The organism is bacterium (genome assembly GCA_035295165.1).
Classification (GTDB): Bacteria; Sysuimicrobiota; Sysuimicrobiia; order Sysuimicrobiales; family Segetimicrobiaceae; genus JAJPIA01.
The window spans coordinates 1-20,814 of sequence record DATGJN010000093.1 but is presented as its reverse complement, the minus strand read 5'-3'; the positions used below and the strand labels follow the sequence as shown (position 1 = coordinate 20,814).

At 68.2% G+C, this 20,814-nt stretch carries 21 protein-coding genes and 1 pseudogene; 8 read left to right on the top strand and 14 right to left on the bottom strand.

Features of this window, described 5'->3' with window-relative positions:
• Positions 1–43 precede the first annotated feature (43 nt).
• From VKZ50_16255 to VKZ50_16245, 3 genes and pseudogenes are all read left to right on the top strand, one after another.
• A complete protein-coding gene (locus tag VKZ50_16255) occupies positions 44–325 on the top strand; it encodes a hypothetical protein (GenBank protein ID HLJ61278.1) in 282 nt (93 codons plus the stop codon).
• Positions 322–372: pseudogene (locus VKZ50_16250) on the top strand (hypothetical protein). The gene VKZ50_16255 and the pseudogene VKZ50_16250 overlap by 4 nt, the downstream one beginning before the upstream one ends.
• 24 nt (positions 373–396) lie before the next feature.
• The gene (locus VKZ50_16245; GenBank protein HLJ61277.1) at positions 397–630 is read left to right on the top strand and encodes a hypothetical protein; all 234 of its coding nucleotides are present in this window, start codon (positions 397–399) and stop codon (positions 628–630) included.
• 139 nt (positions 631–769) lie between these two features.
• Here VKZ50_16245 and VKZ50_16240 read toward each other — a convergent pair whose 3' ends face one another.
• Both VKZ50_16240 and VKZ50_16235 read right to left on the bottom strand, forming a co-directional pair.
• On the bottom strand, positions 770–922 hold the full coding sequence (locus VKZ50_16240) for a hypothetical protein (protein HLJ61276.1): 153 nt from the start codon (positions 920–922) through the stop codon (positions 770–772).
• Between the two features lie 32 nt (positions 923–954).
• Positions 955–1,131, bottom strand: coding sequence for a hypothetical protein (locus VKZ50_16235; GenBank protein HLJ61275.1), 177 nt, complete (start codon positions 1,129–1,131; stop codon positions 955–957).
• A 272-nt stretch (positions 1,132–1,403) separates the two neighbouring features.
• On the opposite strand from VKZ50_16235, the gene VKZ50_16230 reads away from it, so the two are divergent.
• The gene (locus VKZ50_16230; protein HLJ61274.1) at positions 1,404–2,189 is read left to right on the top strand and encodes a zinc permease; all 786 of its coding nucleotides are present in this window, start codon (positions 1,404–1,406) and stop codon (positions 2,187–2,189) included.
• 35 nt (positions 2,190–2,224) lie between these two features.
• Here VKZ50_16230 and VKZ50_16225 read toward each other — a convergent pair whose 3' ends face one another.
• The 3 genes from VKZ50_16225 to VKZ50_16215 all read right to left on the bottom strand — a co-directional run bounded on the left by VKZ50_16225 (position 2,225) and on the right by VKZ50_16215 (position 7,573).
• Positions 2,225–5,773, bottom strand: a complete 3,549-nt coding sequence (locus tag VKZ50_16225) for a diguanylate cyclase (protein HLJ61273.1) — start codon at positions 5,771–5,773, stop codon at positions 2,225–2,227.
• A 201-nt stretch (positions 5,774–5,974) separates the two neighbouring features.
• Entirely contained in the window at positions 5,975–6,712 is a 738-nt protein-coding gene (locus VKZ50_16220; GenBank protein HLJ61272.1) for a hypothetical protein, read from the bottom strand.
• 138 nt (positions 6,713–6,850) lie between these two features.
• Entirely contained in the window at positions 6,851–7,573 is a 723-nt protein-coding gene (locus VKZ50_16215) for a VOC family protein (protein HLJ61271.1), read from the bottom strand.
• A gap of 37 nt (positions 7,574–7,610) precedes the next feature.
• Between VKZ50_16215 and VKZ50_16210 the strand changes: the two genes are divergently transcribed.
• A complete protein-coding gene (locus VKZ50_16210) occupies positions 7,611–8,597 on the top strand; it encodes a 1,4-dihydroxy-2-naphthoate polyprenyltransferase (protein HLJ61270.1) in 987 nt (328 codons plus the stop codon).
• Positions 8,598–8,678: 81 nt separating this feature from the next.
• On the opposite strand, the gene VKZ50_16205 is transcribed toward VKZ50_16210, so the two are convergent.
• From VKZ50_16205 to VKZ50_16190, 4 genes are all read right to left on the bottom strand, one after another.
• On the bottom strand, positions 8,679–9,008 hold the full coding sequence (locus VKZ50_16205; GenBank protein HLJ61269.1) for a hypothetical protein: 330 nt from the start codon (positions 9,006–9,008) through the stop codon (positions 8,679–8,681).
• Between the two features lie 115 nt (positions 9,009–9,123).
• Complete coding sequence (locus VKZ50_16200; protein HLJ61268.1) at positions 9,124–9,876, bottom strand: glutamine amidotransferase; 753 nt, start codon at positions 9,874–9,876, stop codon at positions 9,124–9,126.
• Positions 9,873–11,300, bottom strand: coding sequence for a MurT ligase domain-containing protein (locus VKZ50_16195; GenBank protein ID HLJ61267.1), 1,428 nt, complete (start codon positions 11,298–11,300; stop codon positions 9,873–9,875). Before VKZ50_16195 ends, VKZ50_16200 begins: the two co-directional genes overlap by 4 nt.
• 68 nt (positions 11,301–11,368) lie before the next feature.
• The gene (locus VKZ50_16190) at positions 11,369–11,899 is read right to left on the bottom strand and encodes a carboxymuconolactone decarboxylase family protein (GenBank protein ID HLJ61266.1); all 531 of its coding nucleotides are present in this window, start codon (positions 11,897–11,899) and stop codon (positions 11,369–11,371) included.
• A 151-nt stretch (positions 11,900–12,050) separates the two neighbouring features.
• On the opposite strand from VKZ50_16190, the gene VKZ50_16185 reads away from it, so the two are divergent.
• Positions 12,051–13,181, top strand: coding sequence for a TIGR04053 family radical SAM/SPASM domain-containing protein (locus tag VKZ50_16185; protein HLJ61265.1), 1,131 nt, complete (start codon positions 12,051–12,053; stop codon positions 13,179–13,181).
• Between the two features lie 69 nt (positions 13,182–13,250).
• Here the strand turns inward: VKZ50_16185 and VKZ50_16180 are convergent, their stop codons facing one another.
• Complete coding sequence (locus tag VKZ50_16180) at positions 13,251–14,273, bottom strand: LysM peptidoglycan-binding domain-containing protein (GenBank protein ID HLJ61264.1); 1,023 nt, start codon at positions 14,271–14,273, stop codon at positions 13,251–13,253.
• Between the two features lie 118 nt (positions 14,274–14,391).
• Between VKZ50_16180 and VKZ50_16175 the strand changes: the two genes are divergently transcribed.
• Both VKZ50_16175 and VKZ50_16170 read left to right on the top strand, forming a co-directional pair.
• Entirely contained in the window at positions 14,392–14,997 is a 606-nt protein-coding gene (locus VKZ50_16175) for a DUF402 domain-containing protein (protein ID HLJ61263.1), read from the top strand.
• Entirely contained in the window at positions 14,997–15,743 is a 747-nt protein-coding gene (locus VKZ50_16170) for a 3-oxoacyl-ACP reductase family protein (GenBank protein HLJ61262.1), read from the top strand. Before VKZ50_16175 ends, VKZ50_16170 begins: the two co-directional genes overlap by 1 nt.
• Before the next feature lie 11 nt (positions 15,744–15,754).
• Here VKZ50_16170 and VKZ50_16165 read toward each other — a convergent pair whose 3' ends face one another.
• The 4 genes from VKZ50_16165 to VKZ50_16150 are packed head-to-tail and all read right to left on the bottom strand — an operon-like array spanning position 15,755 to position 20,303.
• On the bottom strand, positions 15,755–16,255 hold the full coding sequence (locus VKZ50_16165; protein HLJ61261.1) for a bifunctional nuclease family protein: 501 nt from the start codon (positions 16,253–16,255) through the stop codon (positions 15,755–15,757).
• 55 nt (positions 16,256–16,310) lie between these two features.
• Entirely contained in the window at positions 16,311–17,468 is a 1,158-nt protein-coding gene (locus tag VKZ50_16160) for a SpoVR family protein (GenBank protein HLJ61260.1), read from the bottom strand.
• Positions 17,469–17,485: 17 nt separating this feature from the next.
• On the bottom strand, positions 17,486–18,628 hold the full coding sequence (locus VKZ50_16155; protein HLJ61259.1) for a DUF444 family protein: 1,143 nt from the start codon (positions 18,626–18,628) through the stop codon (positions 17,486–17,488).
• A 19-nt stretch (positions 18,629–18,647) separates the two neighbouring features.
• Positions 18,648–20,303 (bottom strand): hypothetical protein, encoded by a 1,656-nt coding sequence (locus VKZ50_16150; protein HLJ61258.1) that lies wholly within the window; start codon positions 20,301–20,303, stop codon positions 18,648–18,650.
• Positions 20,304–20,814: the final 511 nt, after the last annotated feature.

The following is a 20,814-nucleotide window of genomic DNA, read 5'->3' as shown; positions in this document are numbered from 1 at the left end:
TCACAAGCGGTGGGCTGTCACTGGACGAATTGTACCGCGACAGGTGGACCCCCGCCTGCAAACACAAGAATCGCCGCCGGCGGTCGATTTCAAGCAATGGCGCGCCGCCTTCATGCGCGCGAAAGAGGGAGCCGTCGGTACCAGCGACATCCTGAAGCGGCTCGGATCGCTGACCGCGCCGACAACCACCGTGCCTGAGTCGGAGCGGTGGAAGGAGATCGCTTCGCGCCTTCCGGTGCACACGTGGCCCGAGCAGAACGTGCTGGTGATCGCCGTCGACGCGGAGAGCGGCGCACCGTCGACCGGGCCGGCGGTGTCGACCTGATCGACGCGCTCGCGGCCAGTAGCGCGGTCCCCGGTCTTCGGCGTCTCGTCACGATCGAAGGCCGCGGCGACATGGACGGCGGGGTCTACTCGATCGACAACGCGGATCTGGCGGCCGGGTATGATCGGGTGCTGATCCTGACGCTGAAAGCCCCCGTCCCTCCCATTTGCGTCGTATCGCTCCGGACCGTGTTGGCAACGTTGCGGGGCGGCGGCGCGCGAACCGAGGTGATCCTTCCCGACGACGCGGACCGTGTCGACACTCGCCTCGGTCCGCGGGAACGTACTCGATCCTTCGGTTCGTGAAGGGGCCGCGCGCGCCGGGCGCGAGCAAGGTCGCGCGACCGCAGCGGTGGGGAGTTCCTTGTGGCGGTAAACGAGGGCCTGTATTAGGCCGGGTGTGGGGCCTGCAAGTAACGCCTGTGTCTGGGGGGTCGAACGCGGATTACAGTGTCGCGGCGAGCCCACCCGGTGCGGGCGGATAGGCCGGCAGCGCCACGCCGGGCGGCGATGGATAGGTCGGCAACGGGCCCCCGGGCGCAGGATACGTGATGACCACGAGCGTCAATAACCAGAGCACCGCAAGAATCCCGCGCATCTTGGTCTCCTCCCCTTTTGGCAAGCGCAAGATCATTCGGATCTGAGACAGCGCGAAAGCCCGTTGGCCGACGTTACCCACAACCGGCAGTTCTCGATCCACGTCGGCCCGTAATACCGCGCCGCTTTCGGGTACAGCGCGGATGGCGGTAGCGCGCTTCCGACAAGGAGCGCCGCGAGAAAGAGCAGCAAGAGCCACAACCGTTTCATCCCCGTCGTCTTCAGGAGCAACGGCGCGACACACTGCGTTCAAAGTGAGAGATTCCGGACTATTGTGTGGAGGATCTTGCGCCTATCAAGGAGGTGCGTCGTAACCGAGTAGACCGAAATCGCCCTGCGTCCCTACGACTTTCGAGCGCCGCACATGTTCAGTTCTTGACAGGATATTCTTGAGTGATTTACTCTAGAATCATTCGGTTATCCTAATACCAAGACCGTGCCCGCGTCGGGGTGGAACGCAGCGGAGCAGTGAGGAGGCACAGGTGAGTTTCGCTCAAACGGTTGTGCTCGGGGCCTTGGCTGGGTTCACCATCTACCTGGGGTTGCCTGTTGCGCGTCTCAAGCAGAAGACGACGCAACTGCAGTGCCTGCTCACCGCGCTCGCGCTCGGAGTTCTGCTGTTTCTCATTTGGGACATCCTGTCGAAGGCGCTCGAACCGGTCGTGGACGCGATGAAGACCGGCGCCAAGACCGGGCACTGGGGGACGTTCGCGATCCTCGCCGGCATGCTGGTGCTCGGTGTGGTGGTGGGACTCGTGGGTCTGGTCGTCTTCGACGCCAGAAACACCCGCGGGCGCGCACCGAACGACCGGCTGCCGGGGCAGATGGCGCTGATGATCGCGACCGGCCTCGGTCTGCACAACTTCTCGGAGGGGCTCGCGATCGGCCAGGCCGCCGCCACGAACGCGATCGGGTTCGCGACCATTCTCATCATCGGGTTCGGGCTGCACAACATTACCGAAGGCTTCGCCGTGGCCGCCCCGCTGTCGGTATCCGCCGAGCGCGCGCCGTGGCGATTCTTGGGACTCCTCGGGTTGATTGGAGGCGGGCCCACGTTCGTCGGAACACTCGTGGGGTACGAGGTGACGGTGCTGCCGGCGTTCGTGCTGTTCCTCGGCCTCGCCGCGGGCGCGCTGATCTATATCATCGGCGAGATGTTCGCGGTGAGCCGGCGTCTCTCGGCGCCCGTGTGGGCGGCGTCCGGCCTCGCGGCGGGATTCTTCATCGCCTTGGGGACCGATCTGATCCTCACGCTCGGCGGGGCATGAGGTAGCGACGCAACCCCGCGCGGGCGAAGTGGGATTCAGGCGACCTGGACGCCGTTGCCCCCGGCGTGCTTGGCCCGGTACATGGCCCGGTCGGCCGCGTCCATGAGCGCCTCCGCGTTGCCGCCGTCCTCAGGCAGACTCGCCAGGCCCACGCTGACGGTGAGCGGCGGGTTTCCGAGCACGAGAATCTTCTCCACGTGGTGCCGCACGCGCTCGGCAATCTGCGCGGCCGCGGCCTTTGGCGTGTCGGCCAGGAGGAGCACGAACTCGTCCCCGCCGACGCGCGCCACGAGGTCCGCGGCGCGACTGTTCCGTTTGAGCACGTCCGCCACCGATCGCAGGATCGCATCGCCCTGCAGATGGCCCAGGCTGTCGTTGATCTGCTTGAACTTGTCGACTTCGACGTGCACCACGGAGACCGCGCAGCCGGCGCGCGTCGCCCGCGCGGTCTCGCGCTCCAGGGCGTCCCACAGCGCCCGACGATTGGCCAGTCCGGTGAGCCCGTCGGTCAAGGCGAGGTGGTTCAGTTCCTCGTCTCGTTCCGCGCGAAGGATGGCCAGCCCGGCCAACACGGCAAAGGCCTCGAGCAGGTCGCGGACGTCCTTCGGGAACGCATCGACGGCCGGGCTTTCCACGTCCAGCACCCCGATGACCCGATCGTCGACGATGAGCGGATACGCGACGTTGGATCGGGCGTCGGGCGCTCCCGCCACATACAGGGGATCCTTCGCGACGTCGGGCGCATAGTGCGGGCGCCGGTGGTCGGCGACCCACCCGGCGATTCCCTGCTTGCCGACGCGAAGGCGCAGGTCCTTCACCACGCCGGGATCGTAGCCGCGCTGGGCCTTGACGTGCAGTTCCTGCGTCCGCTCGTCGATGAAGAGCACGGCGCAGATGGGATATCCAAACACCTCATGAATCTGGCCGAGGATCTCGTCGAGGACGGCCGCGAGATCAAGCGGGCGCAGGAGACGCCGTGCGAGATCGGTCATGGCGGGAACCGCCCGTCCCACCTGTTGCGCGTACGACAGGGAGCGCGCGATCTCCATGGCGGGGTGCCGGATGGCCGACCCTCCACGCGCGAGCGCCGGTCGCGCGGGCAGGTTCGCCTGATCGTCTCCACCCAACACCATCCCGCAGAACACTTCGACCACCCGCGGATCGAACTGCGTGCCGGCGCACCGCAGGAGCTCCGCCACCGCGGCGTCCGAGGTCCGCCCCCGGTCGTAGGCGCGGTCGTCGGTGATCGCGCTGTACGCATCGACCGCGGCCAGGATGCGAGCGCCGAGCGGAATGCCTTCGCCGCGGAGCCCGTCGGGATACCCGGTGCCGTCCCAGCGTTCCTGATGGTGGCGAACGAGGATCGCCACGTTGCGCATGCGATCGACGGGCCGGAGGATCTCCGCACCGATGACCGGGTGCTGGCGCATGACCTGCCACTCCGCCTCGCTCAGCGGACCCGGCTTCCGCAGGATGCTGTCGGGCACCCCGAGCTTGCCGATATCGTGCAGGAGCGCGCCCCAGTGGATGTCCTGGACCTCGGCCTGCGTGCGCCCGAGCGCCCGCGCCAGCGCCACGGCCCGGGTCGCGATCCGTTCGCTGTGATCGCCGGTGTAGTTGTCACGTGCATCGGCGGCTCGGGCCAGCGCCAGCACCATCTCGATGTAGGACTGTTCGAGATCCTGGTGCAGGCGCGCGCGGTGGATGGCCGTCCCCGCGACTTCAGCGATCCCCTCGAGCAGCCGCACCTCGGCATCTGCAAACGGGCGGGCGCCCGGGCGCTTCCGACGCCCCAGCCGGAGCGTCCCAATATTCTCCTCCTCCGAGCGCACCGGGACGATCACGAGCGGCCCGAACTGGCGGTAGGCGTCGCGCCGGAAAAATCGGGGCGGCGCCTCGGTGCTGAAGTCCTCTGTGACAAACGCCACACCCGTCTTCAACACCATCTCCGACCGCGTCCCCTCCGCGGGGAACGCGGACCCCGGCTCCTGTGCCTCCATCCCCGCAGTGTGCGCGTGGACGAGGGTCTTGCGATCCGGGCCGACCAACACCAGCGCGCCGTGGTCGGCCGCCAACAGCCCGAGTGCGTGCCCCACGATCATCGGATACATCTGTTCCACGCTCCGGGCCTTCCGCAACTCCCGGCTCAAATCGTAGAACGCCTCCAGCTCGGCGGTGCGCTGCTGCGTGGTCTGGACCAGTTGCAACCGCTCCACCACTTCGCCGATTTGCTTCCCGATCGCCTCGACCAGCATCGCTTCGTCGGACAACCACATCCGAGGGCTCGCGGAAAGCACCGCCACGCCGCCGATGCACCGGCCGTTCGTCTGGATCGGCGCCGTGAGGGACGCGCGAGTGTCGAACCGGGTCATGACGGGGACCAAGTCGTCGGCGCCCGGGGCTGGGCGGTCTTGCCAATCCTGTACCGCCACCGGGGCGCGCAGTTCGCGCCCGGAGGACTGGGCGGCGTGCAACATCGATTCCCCGACCTCCCTGGGCACGCCACGGAACACCTCGACGCCTCCGGCCCAGATCCCCCCCCGTTCGCACCCCAGTGCTTTCAGCGCCAGATCGACGGTCGACTCCAGGAGCGTGGGGAGGTCACTGGAGGACATGGCCGAGGAGACGATGGCGTTGAGCGTCTCGAGCGTGACGTCGCGAAGGCGGCCGGCCCGCATGGCCTCGCGCTCCACGAGCGTGTACAGCCGCTGCCGCTCCGACACGACCGAGGCCAGCGGGAGCGCGACGATCGCCATGACGGCCATGAACGCCTGCACCAACAGCAGCGATTCGTTGGGCGTGGCGCCAGCGAACGGCCCCGCGCCCCGAATCGCGCCCCAGACCGCCATCGCCGAGAGTGCGGCGATGACGGTCGCAGTGTCGCGACAGCCGAACCGGAACGCCGCCCAGACGAAGAACGGCACCGTGAGGAACTCCAGCGAGAACACGCCGCCGAACACCATCCAGCCGGCGGCCACGAGCAGGAGGGTGAACGCAACTCGCTCGCGCGCCTCGTCGCGGCTCCACCGCACGGAGCGGTCGAGCCCCCACAGGATGAGCAACGGAGCCACGATCAACGCCCCGGTCGCGTCGCCAAGATACCACGTCAGCCACACGCGTGGATAGTCGGCCCACGGTGCGAAACCGCCAAGCGCGAGACTGGTCGACCCGACGGACGCGCTGACCGCGGGGCTCACGGCGGCCGCCAGCGCCGCGAACGCGAAGATGTGCCGGGGACGCTCGAACGCGTTGACGCCACCGGCGTACACCGTGATGAGCCGCGCCGCGAGGGCGGCCTCCAAGGCGTTGCCGGAGGCGATGCCGAGCGACGTCCACACCGTCCCAGCGGTCGTCACATTGACCAGAAACGCCCCCGCGAAGACGGCGGGCCAGACGCGCACGCCCAACAGGAGGAGCGATGCGATGGCAATCCCGGTCGGCGGCCACACCGGCGTCGCACTCGGGTTGACGATCGCAAGCCTCAGCGCGAGCTTGGCGGCGACAACGTACACTAGGAACACGACCACGAGCGGGGCGATCTCGCGGCCCCGCGCCGACCGTATGGCAATCAGACGCCCGGTCATGCCCCGCCTCCGCCCTGCTCTGAACCCAGGAACTGGAGTTTGTGAAGCGTGAATATCTAGAATATGCCACAAACCCCCTCCCCGTAGACGGTTAGGCGGCGCGATACCGTGCCGCGGCACGAGCCAATACTGCCGCGGGACCGCGGCTCACGGGAACGGGGTCGGATCCGAAGAAACCGACGTCTCGGTGGACGCGGTCCGCTAGGGCTTCAACTGTACGGGGGCGCCGCCGCAGGCATCGCACGGCTGCGAGAGATCGGCCTGGCTGCTCAGCACGAACGCGGTGCCTGTTTGGTGGAAGGCGCGGAGAGGAAACGCCACCGGCCACCCGCGGAAGTCCACCACGGGGTTGATCTGACGTTCGAACTGGTCGGCGAGCTGCTGGGGCATGGGAATCCTGTCAACGACGAGCGTCTGGATGTGAAAGAATATCTCGGGCTGGCCGTAGACCTGGAACACGCCTTGCATCTGCACGTGCGTGGGGAGGCCCTGGTAGACGACGGTCCCTTCCACGGCCGTCGTATCCCCGTCGGTGCTCAACTTCGCGTCCTTGACCGTGTTCTCGTGGTTCAGGAAGTCTTCGACGCTCGCCGTGGCCACCCGTCCATAGACCGCGCTGTCGCGAACGTTGAGGACCTTGAGCGCGCCCTGTCGAAGCTGGCCGGCGTCGAAACTCGCATCGAGTAGACGGATCCACAGCTGATCGATGCGCAGGCCCTGAATCGCGGCGTGCTCTGCGTAAATATTGATCCGTGAGTAGTCGCCCGCCTGCGGATCGGGCACGGCGCTCAGGCGAATGACCGACGGATCACCGAGCAGCCGGCCGAAGATGGGCTGGAGCGTGTCTGCGCCCGCGGGCGTCGCCGCAGCACCGTACGCCCCGGTGCCCGCCGCGAGCAGGCACGCGATCACGAGCACGGCCATCGGGTAGCGCGTCATCATCGTGACTCCTGACACCTTGCCGGTTTGGGGTGGACGCATGCTCCGCACCATGGCCGCGAGCCGAAAGTCCCCCATTAGTATACTATCCCAATCCCGGCCGTTCGCAACGCGGCCGCCTGGGCGGGTGCGTCTGCGCTAGCCCTGCCGATCGTCGAATCGCACACCGTACCGGTGCCGACTGTAGTCGAACATGCGGTCCGTAAACCGTGTCGGATGGTCGAAGCCGCGCTGTTCTGCCTTGATCTCCGAGAGCTGAATCATGAACCGGGCGTCCCCGTTCTCATAGAAGAAGTACAATGACCATCGCTCGTCACGCTCGAGCACCATGTAGTCGGACGCGTACCCTCGCGCACGCACATGCTGCCACGCGGCGTCTAGGTCGTCGACGACGAATCCGAGATGGTGTACGCGGGACGGGAGTCCCGGATTCAGCGGGCCCGGCGTCGCGTCGAACAAAAACACAGCCGTTAACCCCGTGGTCAGGACGGTCTGGTGCGGATCGTCCCGCACGACCTGCATGCCCAGGCCATCCTCGAGCAGCCGTCGGGCGTCCTGCCTGTCGTGCACGGCCAGCGCCAAGTGGTCCACGCCCAGCGTCCGCCACGGCCTCGCCCCGCCACGCAGCGGCTCCGAGCGCACCGCGAACTCTCCGGTCCCAAAGTGTGCCACGGTTTCGCCGACGAACATGTCCGGATAGACCGCATCGCCGGCCGGCGTGCGAATGGTGACGCGCCGCCCCACGCGCAGCGCCTCCGGGAGCAGGTGCTCGAGCGCCTCGTGAAACACGCCCGCGGCCGGTACGTCTCCCGCGAAGCGGCCCTCGGCGGTCACGAATGTCAGACGGACGGCGGTTGACATCGTATCCTCCCTATCCTATCCTCGTGGTCGTGATCAGATGTGTGATGGGCAGGTTCCCGGGCGTCACCGGGCATCCCTACCGCAGACCGACGGCCCGCTGCCCCAGCGATACTCCCGGATCAAGATGAACGCCGCGCTCGGCACGTGGTGGCTGGCCATGCGCCCGTACTCGTTCACGGCGTCGGTCACGCCCGTCCTCGTCGGTTCGGCGGTCGCCGTGCGCGCGGGCCGGTTTTCGCCGCTGCTGTTCCTGGTGACGCTCGTCGCCTCCGTCACGATCCACGCGGGCACGAATGTCATCAACGACTACTACGACCACGTGCGCGGTGTGGACACACCCGAGTCGGTCGGGCCCAGCGGCGTGATTCAGCGGGGACTCCTGTCGCCCGCCGCGGTGCGCGTCGGCGGGCTGATCCTACTCGGCGTAGGGAGCATCCTCGGGCTCTGGCTGGTCGCCGTCGCGGGGTGGCCGATCCTGGCGGTAGGCATCTTGAGCATCCTGGCCGGCTACGCGTACACCGGCGGCCCGCTGCCGCTCGGGTACATGGGGCTCGGCGACGCCGTAGTATTCGTCTTCATGGGTCCCGTGATCGTGCTCGGCACGTACTACGTCCAGGTGCGCACCCTCTCGCCGGCCGCTCTGTGGGCATCCATCCCGATCAGCGCCCTCGTGACGGCGATCCTCGTCGTGAACAATTTGCGCGACCTCGGGGAGGATCGGGCTCGGGGCAAGCGCACCCTCGCGACGGTGATCGGTCCGGGCGGCACACGCGTCGAATATGGCGCGCTCCTCGCGGGGGCGTATCTGGCTTTGGTGGCGGGGGTGGTTCTGCGGCATCTCCCGCCGCTCTCCCTCGTCGCCCTCGTCACCTTGCCGCTTGCCGTGCGCACGTGGAAGGTCGTCCGCGAGGACACGGACCCGAGGACGCTCACGAGAGGCGCGCTCCGAGGCACCGCGATGTTGCATCAGCAGGTCGGCGTGCTGATGGCGCTCGCGCTGCTGCCGCTCGGGCTCCCGGGTTGACGAGCGGCTCCGTGGAGGGCCCCCTCGTCAGGAACAGCGTACGTCCGCGCCCGATGGGGAGACACCGCCTCAGAGGCTGTGCTAGACGGTCAGGCCGCCGATGATCGCCCCGAGCAGCAGCGGTCCCGCGTGGAGCAGCACGAGCACGGTCGTGCCGAGACCCGCGAGCATTCCCAGCAACGGGATGCCGGTCAGGGTCGTCCCGAAGACGAGCAGGGCGGCCCCGAGGCAGAGCGCCGGCAGGATCACGGCCAAGATCGCGGCACCGACGCCGCCGGCTTTCCGTCCGCCCACGATCCCCGCGATGAGCGGGCCGACCACCGGCAGCCAAAACAGCAGGATCGAGATAAGCAACATCCAACCGATCGCGGCCGCGATGCTGCCGTGCTGAGCCGGCGATGCCGTGCTCATGCGTCCCCTCCAACGTTCGAACTGCCGCCGTAGCCGGCGGGATACGCGAGCCTACCCGCCGCCCCGCCCGAGGCCGTGTTCACCTCTCCTCGACGGACGACCAATACGCGCGTCCTCACGCCGGCACCGACCTGCCGGCGCGGGCAAGCACCGCTTCCCGCGCACGCGCTTCGAGCGCGTCGGGGAGCGGAGCGAGTTCCAGGCCCGGATACCGCCGCCCCAGTGCTTCCCGAAGCAGCCGATCCGCGAAGACGGGGTTCTTCGGAAGCAGCGGGCCGTGGAGGTAGGTGCCGTAGACGTGACCGGCGACGGCCCCCTCCCACCCGTCGCGGCCGTTGTTGCCGAACCCTGAAACGACCCGACCGAGCGGCTTCGCGCCGGGGCCGAGGTACGTGCGCCCGCCGTGGTTCTCGAACCCGACCATCGGCGGCTCGCCGCCCTCGGGCTGGATGACGAGGTTCCCGATGAGCCTGGGGGTGCCCGGCCCGGCGTGTTCCGTCCACAGATCCAGGAGCCCGATTCCCGGCAGATCTTCCCCTTCCGCGGGGCGGTAGAACCGTCCCACGAGCTGGTACCCGCCGCACACGGCCAGCACCACCGCCCCGGCCGCCGCGGCGTCCGCCAGCGGCCCGCGCTTGCGCTGGAGTAGGTCCGCGACCGCGACGCGTTGCTGGCGGTCCTCGCCGCCGCCGATGAAGTAGAGATCCGCATCGTTGGCGGTGATCGGCGTCCCGAGTGTCGCTTCCGTGACCGCGACTTCGATGCCACGCCACCGCGCGCGATTGACCAGCACGATGACGTTGCCGCGGTCGCCGTAGAGATTCAAGAGATCCGGATAGAGGTGACAGATGCGCAACGTGGGCGTCACGTCTCCCAGAACCCCCTCACCGCGCCCCATTGTTGGAGCACGCCGCGGAGCGCGAGCATCGCAGTATACGTCGGCAGCACGAAGAGTCCCCCGGGCGCCGCGCGATCCAGGGCGCGCCGAAGCGCGCGGTCGTACGCGTGCTCGACCTCGATTGCCTCGGGCGGGATACCCGCGTATTGCAGCCGGAGCGCCATGTCCTCGGCGCGAATCCCCGTCACGACCACGTGACCGACGCGCCCGGCCAGCATCTCGACATCCACGTCCCACAGCCACGACACGTCCCGCCCGTCGGCCGTCCGGTCGTTGATCGCGATCAGGAGGACGGCCGGCGGCCCCGCGGCGAGCACCACCCGCAGCACCTCGTTGAACCCCGCGGGGTTCTTGACGAGCAGCAGGCGCACCTCACGCCCGTCCACCGACACTCGCTCGGCCCGGCCGAACGCGGGCGCGACCGAGCCGACCGCCGACGCCGCCGCGCCGAGCGAGGCCCCGAGGCGACCGGCCGCCGCCACCGCGGCGAGGACATTGTACACATTGTACAGCCCGGGGAGGACCGTGCGCACGCGTGCCGTCCCGGCGGCGCCCGCGTCGATCGTGAACTCGCTGCCGTCGGGTCCCGACAGCACTAGGTCGCGCGCCGCGAGATCCGGCGACGGCCGCGCCACCCCGCAGGTGACGCACCGCCACCGGCCCATGTGCCCGAAGTAGGTGACCTCGTACGCGTACGCGGTCCCGCATCGATAGCAGTAGCGCGCCTCCGCGGTGTGCTCGAGCGCCGGGCGCGCGTACCGGTCGTCCTCGATGCCGAACGTCACGAGCGTCCCCGGCAGCTCGCGCACCGCCTCGAAGACCAGCGGATCGTCGGCATTGGCCACGGCCGCGAGGTCGGGCGACAGCGCGGCACCGGCCGATCGCCACAACCCGGCGATGTAGTCGATCTCGCCGTAGCGATCGAGCTGGTCTCGAAACAGGTTGAGGAACACCGCGACGCGGGGGCCGAGCGCGGGGACGACGCGGGGCACGGTGGCTTCGTCGACCTCGAAGATGCCCAGGTCGCCGCGGAGCCGACCGAGCAGGTCCGCGTTCTCCACGAGGGCGGAGGCGATCCCGGCCGCGAGGTTCGCGCCGGCGCGGTTGTGCACGGGCCGGTGCCCGAGCGAGCGCATGATGTGCGCGAGCAGATGCGCGGTGGTGGTCTTGCCGTTCGTCCCGGCGATCACGACGCTGCCGAGCGGAAGCCGCGCGGACAGCAGCCCGACAACCGCCGGTTCGACCGCGCGGGCGACGCGCCCCGGCATCGTGGTTCCGCCGCCGCGGCGCAGCGCGCGGCTGAGCATCGCCGTCGCCTTCCCGAGCGCGACGGCCACGGAGAGACGCACGCGCAGGGTCGGTGGCTGTCCGGCCGTCAGCGGTCCTTCCCTCATGGGGAGTCGCCGCGCGCCCCGAGGCCGGGCCCTTCGAGACCGGCGCCCGCGCAGCACGCCTCCGGGCGCTATCCGGGAGGCGTCAGCAACCCCTCGTTGATCCGATTGGTCCAGGACGCGGTGGCGATCGTCGCGACCAGCTCCACGATCTGCGGCCCGGCGAGGTGGCGACCGAGCGCGTCCAGGTCGCTCGGATCCACGTTGCCGGGGCGGGTCGTCAGCAGATCCGTGAACCGGAGCACGGCGATCTCCACGGGATCGAACAGATCGGCGCGCCGCCGTCCCTGGGGTTCCTTGAGCGCCGCGATCTGCTCGTCCGTGTACCCGCGCCGTTTCGCGGAGGCGCTGTGGGCCAGCGCGCACCGGTAGCACCCGTTGAGCAGGGACGTGCGCAGGAACGCAAGCTCCTTGAGCTTGGCCGGCAGCGCTCCCTCCGCGAAGACGGCCTCGTTGAGCGCATGGAACGCTTTGAGAATCGCCGGCGCATGCCCGAGGATCTTGATGAAGTTGGACGCGCGACCGCCCTGCCGTTCGATCGCCTCATAGATCGCGCGCGCCTCCGGGGGCGCTTGATCCTTCTCGAGCGGATGAACGACCATCTGTCTCGCCTCCGCGACGGCGTGAGCCGTCTGTCGTCTTCATTCCCGCAGCAACGGTTCCCTTGTCCGGCGCCGAGGCGCTCGTCGGTGCCGGCAATCGGGTCTCAACCCGATATCCGGCGCCGGATGCGATCGCCTATGCTCAACTGTGATGCAGCCAGGCGGACCGGGTGGATCCCTCGATTTCGCACAACGGCCGCTCCTTGTCTTCTGGGAGACGACGCGGGCCTGCGCGCTCGCCTGCCGGCACTGTCGCGCATCGGCGATGCTCCAGCCGCTGCCGGATGAACTGACCACGGCCGAGGGCACGGCACTCATCGACGAGATCTCGCGGTTCGGCGAGCCCAGCCCGATTCTGATTCTTACCGGCGGGGACTGCCTGATGCGGCGCGACCTGCTCGCGCTTCTCGACCACGCCGCCGACGTCGGCGTGCGGGTGGCGCTCTCGCCGTCGGTGACGCCGCGGCTCACGTCCGCGCTGCTCGATCAGGTCCGCGCGCGCGGGGTCCGCGCTCTCTCGATCAGTCTCGACGGCGCCCGGGCCGAGACCCACGAGGCGATCCGGGGCGTGCACGGCCATTTCGAGGCGACGCGCCGGGCGGCGGGTACCCTCGCCGCCCAAGGGTTCGCGGTGCAGATTAACACGACCGTGATGCGCCGCAACGTGGGGGAGCTCGCCGATGTGTGCGCGTTCCTCCGGACGACGGGCGTCCGGATCTGGGAAGTGTTCTTCCTCGTCGCGGTGGGCCGAGGAACAAGCTGCGAGGAAATCTCCCCGAACGAGCACGAGGACGTGTGCCACTTCCTGGTCGACGCGTCTTGCTTCGGGATCGTGGTGCGGACCGTCGAGGCCCCGTTCTTCCGACGCGTGGCCGCGCAGCGGCGCGAATACCTCGGGGATGATGTCGCCGGCGCGTTTCGCCTCGGGCCCCTGTACGCGCGCCTATCGCGACGCCTGCGTCATCTCCTCGGCTCGCCGGCCGGCGGGGCGGCGACGCCGAGCGTCGCCACACGCGACGGGAACGGCGTCGTCTTCGTCGCGTACAATGGCGACGTGCACCCGTCGGGCTTCCTGCCGGTGTCGCTCGGCAACGTCCGCTCCGACCCGCTGGTGGAGATCTACCGGCGCCATCCGCTGCTCCGTGCAATCCGCCGGTCGGAGTTCTCGGGGCGATGCCGACACTGCGCATTCGCCGGGAGCTGCGGGGGATCCCGCGCGCGGGCGTATGCGCGCTATGGCGATCCGCTGGCCAGCGACCCCGCCTGCGCCTACGCCGGGTGACCGGGGGGAAGACCCGCCCATCCCGAGCGCCGCACGCCGCTCGGATGACCGTGGGTGCTCGACGACGGCTTAGATCCGGCGTGCCCCGAGGTAGCGGTAGTAGTAGTACGGCTCCGACATCGACGACACGACCACACCGCGATCGCTGGACGCGTGCACGAACCGGTCGGCGCCGAGGTAGATGCCTACGTGGCTTGCACCGTACCCGTACGTATGGAAGAAGACCAGGTCGCCTGGAGAGAGCGCCCAGCGCGGCACCGAGATCCCGTCGCGGAACAGATCGAAGGAAGAGTGCGGCAGGCTGAGCCCCATCACCGCAAACACGCGGAACACCAACCCCGAGCAGTCGAACCCGCGGTCCCCGATGCCGGCCCACTGGTAGGGGCGCCCGAGGAAGCGAAGCGCGGTCCGTACCACCCCCGACGTGAACGCGGCGCCGCGGGACGGCAGGGACGTGCGGACCGGGGCGAGCGCGGTTCTGACCGCGGGTCGCCCTGGGGCCCGGGAGGTCGAGGTCGCGGCCACCGTCTCAGATCCCGCGCCTTCGGTCTGTGCCGGTACAGCGTCCTGGACGGCGGCCACGTTCGCCGGTTGCCGCGGCGTCTCATTCGCCGGAACGACTGCGGTCGTCGTCGGAACGGCGGCGGTCTTCGTCACAGCGGGCGCCGGTGCGCCAGCAGCAACCGCGCCGGGAACGGCCAGCTGTTGACCGGGTCGAATCGTCGAGGCGAGCGAGAGATGGTTCGCGGCGACGAGCGCCTGGACGCCGACGCCGAAACGGGCGGCGATCCCCGTCAGCGTGTCGCCCGGACGGACCTCGTACCCCGTGGCGGCCGCCGCGCCCTGTTCGGGAAGCGCCGCGGGACCATCGGGTACACGCAGCCGTTCCCCCGGGTGAATCATGGATGTCGCCGTGAGATGGTTTGCGGACAGAAGCTGCTGGAGATTCACCTTCAGGTGGGCGGCGATCGTCCAGAGATTGTCGCCCTGACGGACGGTATAGGTGGACGCGGCGTCCGCGCGCGGGACCAGCGGAGCGAGCACCGCGCACCCACACGCGATCAGGACAAGACCCAGGTGCCGCGTCGTCAACCCCGCCCCCCCGACGTAGTGTTCAGTGCGGGCCGGAACACCCACCCTGCGGGCTTGCCTCGTTTGCTTATTCGTTCCGGCGACCCGTGCTCCTGCCGACGCCCGGAGGGCGGCGCAGGTGTCCATTTGGTACCATGCCCCGCCGCGTCGCGTGTCAGACCGCGCCGGCACGCCGCCGACGGAGGGGAAGGAGTTCGGCGGTTGGAATCCTCTGGGCATGCAGGTCCTCGAGATCAAGCGCACGCTCGCGGGGGAGACCAAAACGTACGCATGCCGCGCCGCGGAGATGACGGCCGACCGCGCGGTGCTCCTGTACACGCTCGAGCGGCCCGGGACGGTCGGCGGTCTCACGCTGCCCGCCGGCACCCTCACCGTCGCATACTACTGGACCGATCGGCCCTACAACGTCTATCACTGGATCGCTCCGGACGGAACCACGCTCGCCTACTACTTCAACCTCAGCGGCCCGCCCCGCATCGAGCACGCGCGGCTGGAGTGGGAGGATCTGGAGGTGGACGTCCTCGTGACCCCGGACGCGCGCGCCCGCGTGCTCGACGAGGATCGCGTGCCGGCGAGCGCCGCCGATCGGCTGCCCGAGATCGCCGCAGCACGCGATCGCGTGCTGCGCGAGTATCGTGAGGTCGCCCGCAGCGTCGAAGCCGCATCCAGGACACTGCGGACCACGCACGGCGGCGCCCCGGCATCCGCGCCGAAGCCGTCCTGATGCGGCTGCGGGAGAGCGTCGTCGTCGTGACCGGCGCGAGCCGCGGCATCGGACGCGCGATCGCCCAGGCGTTCGCGCGGGAGGGCTCGGCCGTGGTGGTAAACGCCGCCCGGTCGATCGCGGAGGCGCGCGCCGTGGCCGAGGCGATCGTGGCGAGCGGCGGACGGGCGGTCGCCGTGCAGGCCGACGTCGGCGAACCGGCCGCGGCGCAGGGCCTGATCGCGAAGTCGGTGAAGGCGTTCGGGCGATTGGACGTGCTCGTCAACAACGCCGGGATCGTGGACCGGGCCACGCTGTGGCAGATCGACGAAGCGCGCTGGTCGCGGATGATGGCGGTCCACGTGACCGGGCCGTTCTTCGCCGGCCGAGCCGCCGCGCAGGTCATGATCAAGCAAGGCGGGGGCGGCGCGATCGTCAACATCGCGTCGATGCGCGGCATCGAGCCGGGCTCCGGCCCGCTCCACTACAACGTCAGCAAGGCCGCCGTGCTGATGCTCACGAAGTGCCTGGCGCGCGACCTCGCGCCCCACGTGCGCGTGAACGCGATCGCGCCCGGCTACACCGAGACCGCGTTCCAGGCCGACCGGACGATCGCGGAGCGCGAGCAGATCACATCCCGCATTCCGCTGCGCCGGTTCGCCCGGCCCGAGGAGGTCGCGCGCGCGGCCGTGTTCCTCGCGTCGGACGCCGCGGCGTACATGACAGGGCACACGCTGGTGCTGTCGGGCGGGGTGGTGATGGCCTGAGGGGGGCGGGGCTACGATTCTTCCAGCTTGCGGTCCTTTTGCTTCTTCTCGAAATCCGCGGGCTTGACGCCGTCCAGGAACTTCTTGAACTCCTCCACCTCGTGCTCGTCGAACGCCTTCTTCAGCGGGATCGCCGTCGCGGCGACCTTCTCCTCGACGTAGATCGGCGCCTCGGTGCGCAGCGCGAGCGCGATCGCGTCGCTCGGCCGCGAGTCGACGACGACGTCCGCGCCGTTCCGGGTCAAGTGGATCTCGGCGAAGTAGGTCCCGTTCTGCAGATCGGTCACCACGATGCGGCTCACGTTCACGGTGAGGTGCGTGAGCATCGCGCGGATCAGATCGTGGGTCATGGGCCGCGGCATCTTCACGCCCTGCAGCTCGAGCGCGATCGACTGCGCCTCCGGCGTGCCGATCCAGATCGGCAGCGCGAGCGTTTCGGCTTGATCGACGAGCAGCACGACGGGGTTCATCTGCTGGTCCATCGCCACCGTACGTACCTTCATCCAGATCATGGACCGCCTCCGCAACGCCCACCGCGTCCGATTCACGCCAATTATAGCAGAGTCCCTACGTCGAGGAGAGCCCTCGGCGGTCGTACGTGTACACCTTGCCGTTCGCACGGAGCTTGACCGGGTTCCGCCACAACGCGTACACGGCCTTCAGGAACAGCCCGACGCGCTTTGATTCGAGCTTGCGGTCTTCGTCCATATGCACGAGGAGCAGGTCCCGGCCCTGCGACGCCGGGTCCACCTCCACGCGCGGCTCTCCCTTGTACAGTTTCTGCGCGATCAGCATGTCCTTGACCTTCGGGAGGTCGTAGCTCTTCTGCTTCTCCTTGGGATCGTAGACAAACAGATCGAGGCGCCGCACCATCTCTGCCGTCAGGGCGACGTCGATCAGGCTCACGTCCTCGTAGAACCGCCGGATCTCTAGCACCCGCGCGAACCCCTCGCGGTCGCGCACGTGCTTGAACAGCGTGTACCCGATCGTGTACGGCGCCGGCCGGTTGCAGAGCTGCACGGACAGGCTCGCCCACTGGCGGGCGGTCAGCAGCCGGGTGAGCAGCTCGGCCTCGATGAACGTCGCCCAGCCCTCGTTGATCAGGTGTGTCCGCTGGATGAGGTCGAAGTACTCCGCCTCCTCGCAGATCGCGTCCAGCAGCACGCGCTCGAACTCGTCGAGCGGCGCGCGCTCCTCCAGGTAGTAGATCAGGCGCTTCCGCCGCTCCTGCGGGTTCCGCTCGAACGCGTTCACCGACGTCGCCACCGTCAACAGCGCGTCGAGCAGTTTCTCGACGCGCTCGCGGCCGTACTGGAGCTCGTAGCTCCGGATCAGGCGCGCGTGCTGCTCGGTGTGGTTCAGCATGTTCTTGTTGGACTTGCGGTACCAGTGGTTGTTCGCGAAGAAGTCGGCGTGGCCGAGGACGTGGGCGATCACCAACACGTTCTGCAGATAGGTGTTGGCGCTCCGCAAGAACGCGTGCGACGGCGCCGTGTTGAGCACCAGCTCGAGGATCGTGAACACTTCCTTGTTCTGCTGGGTCACGAGCTCCTTGTACGCCCCGCCCCAGTACCAGTGGATGAACCGGTTGGGGAGGCCCATGCTGGCGACCTCCGCGATCGCGTCGCTGTCCGTGATCTGGAAGATCACGGGGTCGAACGCGAGGCCGCGGTCGTGGGCCAACCCCTCCAACCGGCGGATGACCGGCTCGTATTCGCTCAGCATCGCCGTCCCCTCGCGGGTCACTGCGGCGCCGCCGCGGCCGCCCGGGCATCGAAGAAGCCGAGAAACTCCCGCATCGTCGCGCGGATCGTCTCGAGATCGACGAGGTTCGCGAAGATGGCGCCCTGGCGGGACCGCACCGTCTCCTGGACGTGCTCGCTGAAGCCGCCGACGCCCCGGCCGCCGGGGTTCACGTGGCCGTAGGTGACGAGATCGAACGCGCCGAGCGCTTCCTCATACGCGCGCTTCGCCACGTCGAAGTCGCCGGAACTCGTCTCCCCGTCGGTGAAGATGAACAGGAACTTGTCGTACTCGGTCACCCCGGCCAGCAGCTCCACCGCCTTCTGAAACCCGGTGCTGATGTGCGTCCCGCCGCTCGACTCCACGCAGAAGAACTCGTCACGCCCCTTCTCCTCGGCCACGTCCTGGAAGACGACGTACCGGCGGAGGTTCGTCGGATAGCGCCGCTCGAGATAGTGCCAGAGGACGAAGATCGTTTTGCGCACGAGGGCGAGGTACTCGCCGCGCATCGAGCCGGAGATATCCAGGACGTAGATCTCCACGGAGCGGTGGTTCCGAAACGTCGTGGGATCTTCAATGAAGTACCACCCGTCCTGCTGCACATCCACGTCGTACTGCAGCTGCCCCCGCTCCCGGGCGTTGCGCAGCAGGCTCTGCGCCATCGTCTCCTCGAGGTTCAGGTCGGCCCGGAGCCCGATCCGGTCCAGATCGTCCAGCTCCGGCGTGTCCTGGGTCTCCACCTCGCCGGAACGGGTGGGCTCGTGGAACGTCGGCAGGCAGAGCTCGTCGAGCAGCACCTCCTGGGCCAACCGGACGAACTCGTCGAAGTCCAGCTCGACGGTCAGCTCCCGGCCGTGGTGGTCTCCGCCGAGCAAGCCGCCGAGTGCCTGGACCTGCTCGCCGCCGGCCCCCTGCGCACCGCCGCCCGCCCCGGCGCCGCCGCCGCCCCCGCCCTGGGCCAGGAACTGCGCGTCCTCGCCGAATTTGAGGGTCGGCAGATCCAGCGTGGCGATCTGGGTCTTCACCCGTCCGTCGATGATCAGCTCTTTCTGCTGAATCAGGTCGTTCAGGTTCTGCTTGAGATAGTCCCGCAGCAGGGCATCGTGCTTGTACTGGGCGATGCGTCCGCGGTGGATCTTCATGACACGCGCCCCGGGTCCCCTAGAAGCTCCGGCCGATGATCTTGAACAGCGACGGCGCGCACGACGGGCAGTACCCGTGCTCCTCGACGGCGCTGCGCTGCAGGACGTCCAGCAGGTCGCGGCTCTTTTGGTCCATCTCCTCGGTCTTCTCGTAGAGGCGCAGGCAGTTCTTGATCTTGTTGAACACGACCTCGTTGATCGCGCCCGCGAGGTGCTCGTTGTCGCGGTAGCTCATCCGGCGCAGCTCGTCCCGCCGTTCCAGCAAGACGTTCTCGAACGCGACGCGCCCCTGGCGGCTGATCTGGCGCTTCTGCACGAGCACGCCCTCCAGTTCGTCGAGCAGCTCCTTCTCACTGTCCGACAGCGCCTCGCCGAGCACGCTGCGGGCCGCGACGTCGAGGTAGTTCAGGTAGAGATTCTGCGCGTAGTCGTAGAAGTGGCTCGGGACGATCTCCTCCACGATCACGTCGACCTTCTTGTTGATGAACTCGACCTTGGTCTCTTCGAACAGCTTCAACAGGTCCTTCTGGTTGAGGTCCTTGATCGACTGGTGTGCAAAGGTCTGCTCGATCGCGTCGGTGATCACCTCGAGATCGATGCAGCGTCCGGCGCGAGTATAGGCCAGCGAGAACGCGTCTTCAAAGAAGCGCGGAGAGAGTCCTTTGAGGCCCTGCGACTCCTGCCGGGTCTTCACCGCGTAGGTCGCCGCCAGGTCGAAGACGTCCGAGGGAACGTGCTTCTCTTCCCCGCGAACCCGATTCGCCCGCTCGACCAGGCCCCGGTAGATCCGCGTCTCGCCACCCACGTCCACGTTGTAGGGGAAGTCGATCTTGTGGATCCTCCCCCGGAGCGGCTCCATGATGTCCTCGGAGAGGAACACGTTGTACTCGGGGTAGTTCGTGTGCCCGATCACGACGGAGTCGACGTGGACGGTCGGAAAGTTGGCCAGGTCGATCCGCTTCGACTGGATCAGCTCGAGCAGGAGCGACAGCAGCTGGCGGCGGCTCTTGAACACCTCGGTCCAATCGAGCACCCCGCGGTTGGCCCAGATCACCTTGCCCTCGAAGTCGTACGCCGCGGGATCGTAGGTGGACCCGCGCTCCTTGAGCATCGCAAAGTTGATGTTGCCGACAAAGTTCGTGATGTCCTCACGGCGGAGATCGGTCGGCGTGTGCTTCGCCACCCCGATCTTGTCCCGCGCCGAGATGAAGATCTGCCGCACCGGTACGGCCCGCCATCCGCCCCACGCGGCGACCGTCTGCTCGCAGACCGGACACGGCACGGCTTCCTCGTGCCACCAGAGCCCTTCCGCCTCCCGCGCGTCCGCCGGGATCAGGTCGAAGGGGTGTTGGTGGAACGGGCACCGCTCCACCGCGTACAGCGCCCCGTCCGGCTTGTGCGAGTACTCTTCGAGCCGGCGCTTGAGGCGGTCCACCGTCATCGACTTGCCGGAGCCCTGCGGTCCGACGAGGAGCAGCAGCCGCCGCTCCATGCTCATCGCGTACCCGCGAAAGAAGCTGACGATCTCGTCGAGCTGGGAATCCATCCCGTACACGCCTTCGAACACGCGGGCCTTGCCGAAGTAGTCGATCATGTCGGCGATGTAGTGGAGCGTCGTCCGCGTCAGACGCCGATCGCGCCGGCTCGCGGCCAGGTACGTCTCGACCGTTGTCATCTCGCCCATCCGGCTCACCCGATCCCGCAGGGTGCCGCCCGCCGCTTCGCGGAACGGCCCAAGACCTCCACGCGATTGCCGTTCACGGAACCTCCGACCACTCAGTATCTACCCCACTGTACGTCGGCCATCGATGCATCGTTCCGGCGGTCGGTGCCGCGTTACACAAAACGCAGAAGCCCAGCACAGGAGCCGTACACGCTCCCCGGCCGGGCTTCATGGTCCGCCGCGCCCTACCACGATATTTGGTTCGGTGCCGCTCCGTCGTCCGCTGCCGTATAGTCCCGGTCCGACCCAATGAATGGACGTGGCACGCATAACTGCGACGTTGGGCTGCGAACTTTGAGCCGAGTATAGCCCCGGCGGCGGTTTGTGTCAATGAAAGATCGCGAAAAATGTAGTAGTTCAGCAATAATGTCACCCCCTAACAGTTCCGTGACTATGTCACCCTGGGACTATGACCAGGGAGACGATCATGTTGAGTCAGAAGGATCAACAGCGCGTGCAGGTC

What these genes read in the sequence shown, in the direction of transcription:
- VKZ50_16195 (HLJ61267.1), bottom strand. Translation starts at nt 11,300, where the DNA reads ATGAGGGAAGGACCGCTGACGGCCGGACAGCCACCGACCCTGCGCGTG.
- VKZ50_16185 (HLJ61265.1), top strand. Translation starts at nt 12,051, where the DNA reads ATGCAGCCAGGCGGACCGGGTGGATCCCTCGATTTCGCACAACGGCCG.
- VKZ50_16210 (HLJ61270.1), top strand. Translation starts at nt 7,611, where the DNA reads ATGTGTGATGGGCAGGTTCCCGGGCGTCACCGGGCATCCCTACCGCAG.
- VKZ50_16160 (HLJ61260.1), bottom strand. Translation starts at nt 17,468, where the DNA reads ATGCTGAGCGAATACGAGCCGGTCATCCGCCGGTTGGAGGGGTTGGCC.
- VKZ50_16225 (HLJ61273.1), bottom strand. Translation starts at nt 5,773, where the DNA reads ATGACCGGGCGTCTGATTGCCATACGGTCGGCGCGGGGCCGCGAGATC.
- VKZ50_16155 (HLJ61259.1), bottom strand. Translation starts at nt 18,628, where the DNA reads ATGAAGATCCACCGCGGACGCATCGCCCAGTACAAGCACGATGCCCTG.
- VKZ50_16215 (HLJ61271.1), bottom strand. Translation starts at nt 7,573, where the DNA reads ATGTCAACCGCCGTCCGTCTGACATTCGTGACCGCCGAGGGCCGCTTC.
- VKZ50_16240 (HLJ61276.1), bottom strand. Translation starts at nt 922, where the DNA reads ATGCGCGGGATTCTTGCGGTGCTCTGGTTATTGACGCTCGTGGTCATC.
- VKZ50_16220 (HLJ61272.1), bottom strand. Translation starts at nt 6,712, where the DNA reads ATGACGCGCTACCCGATGGCCGTGCTCGTGATCGCGTGCCTGCTCGCG.
- VKZ50_16170 (HLJ61262.1), top strand. Translation starts at nt 14,997, where the DNA reads ATGCGGCTGCGGGAGAGCGTCGTCGTCGTGACCGGCGCGAGCCGCGGC.
- VKZ50_16190 (HLJ61266.1), bottom strand. Translation starts at nt 11,899, where the DNA reads ATGGTCGTTCATCCGCTCGAGAAGGATCAAGCGCCCCCGGAGGCGCGC.
- VKZ50_16245 (HLJ61277.1), top strand. Translation starts at nt 397, where the DNA reads ATGGACGGCGGGGTCTACTCGATCGACAACGCGGATCTGGCGGCCGGG.
- VKZ50_16165 (HLJ61261.1), bottom strand. Translation starts at nt 16,255, where the DNA reads ATGATCTGGATGAAGGTACGTACGGTGGCGATGGACCAGCAGATGAAC.
- VKZ50_16150 (HLJ61258.1), bottom strand. Translation starts at nt 20,303, where the DNA reads ATGACAACGGTCGAGACGTACCTGGCCGCGAGCCGGCGCGATCGGCGT.
- VKZ50_16235 (HLJ61275.1), bottom strand. Translation starts at nt 1,131, where the DNA reads ATGAAACGGTTGTGGCTCTTGCTGCTCTTTCTCGCGGCGCTCCTTGTC.
- VKZ50_16205 (HLJ61269.1), bottom strand. Translation starts at nt 9,008, where the DNA reads ATGAGCACGGCATCGCCGGCTCAGCACGGCAGCATCGCGGCCGCGATC.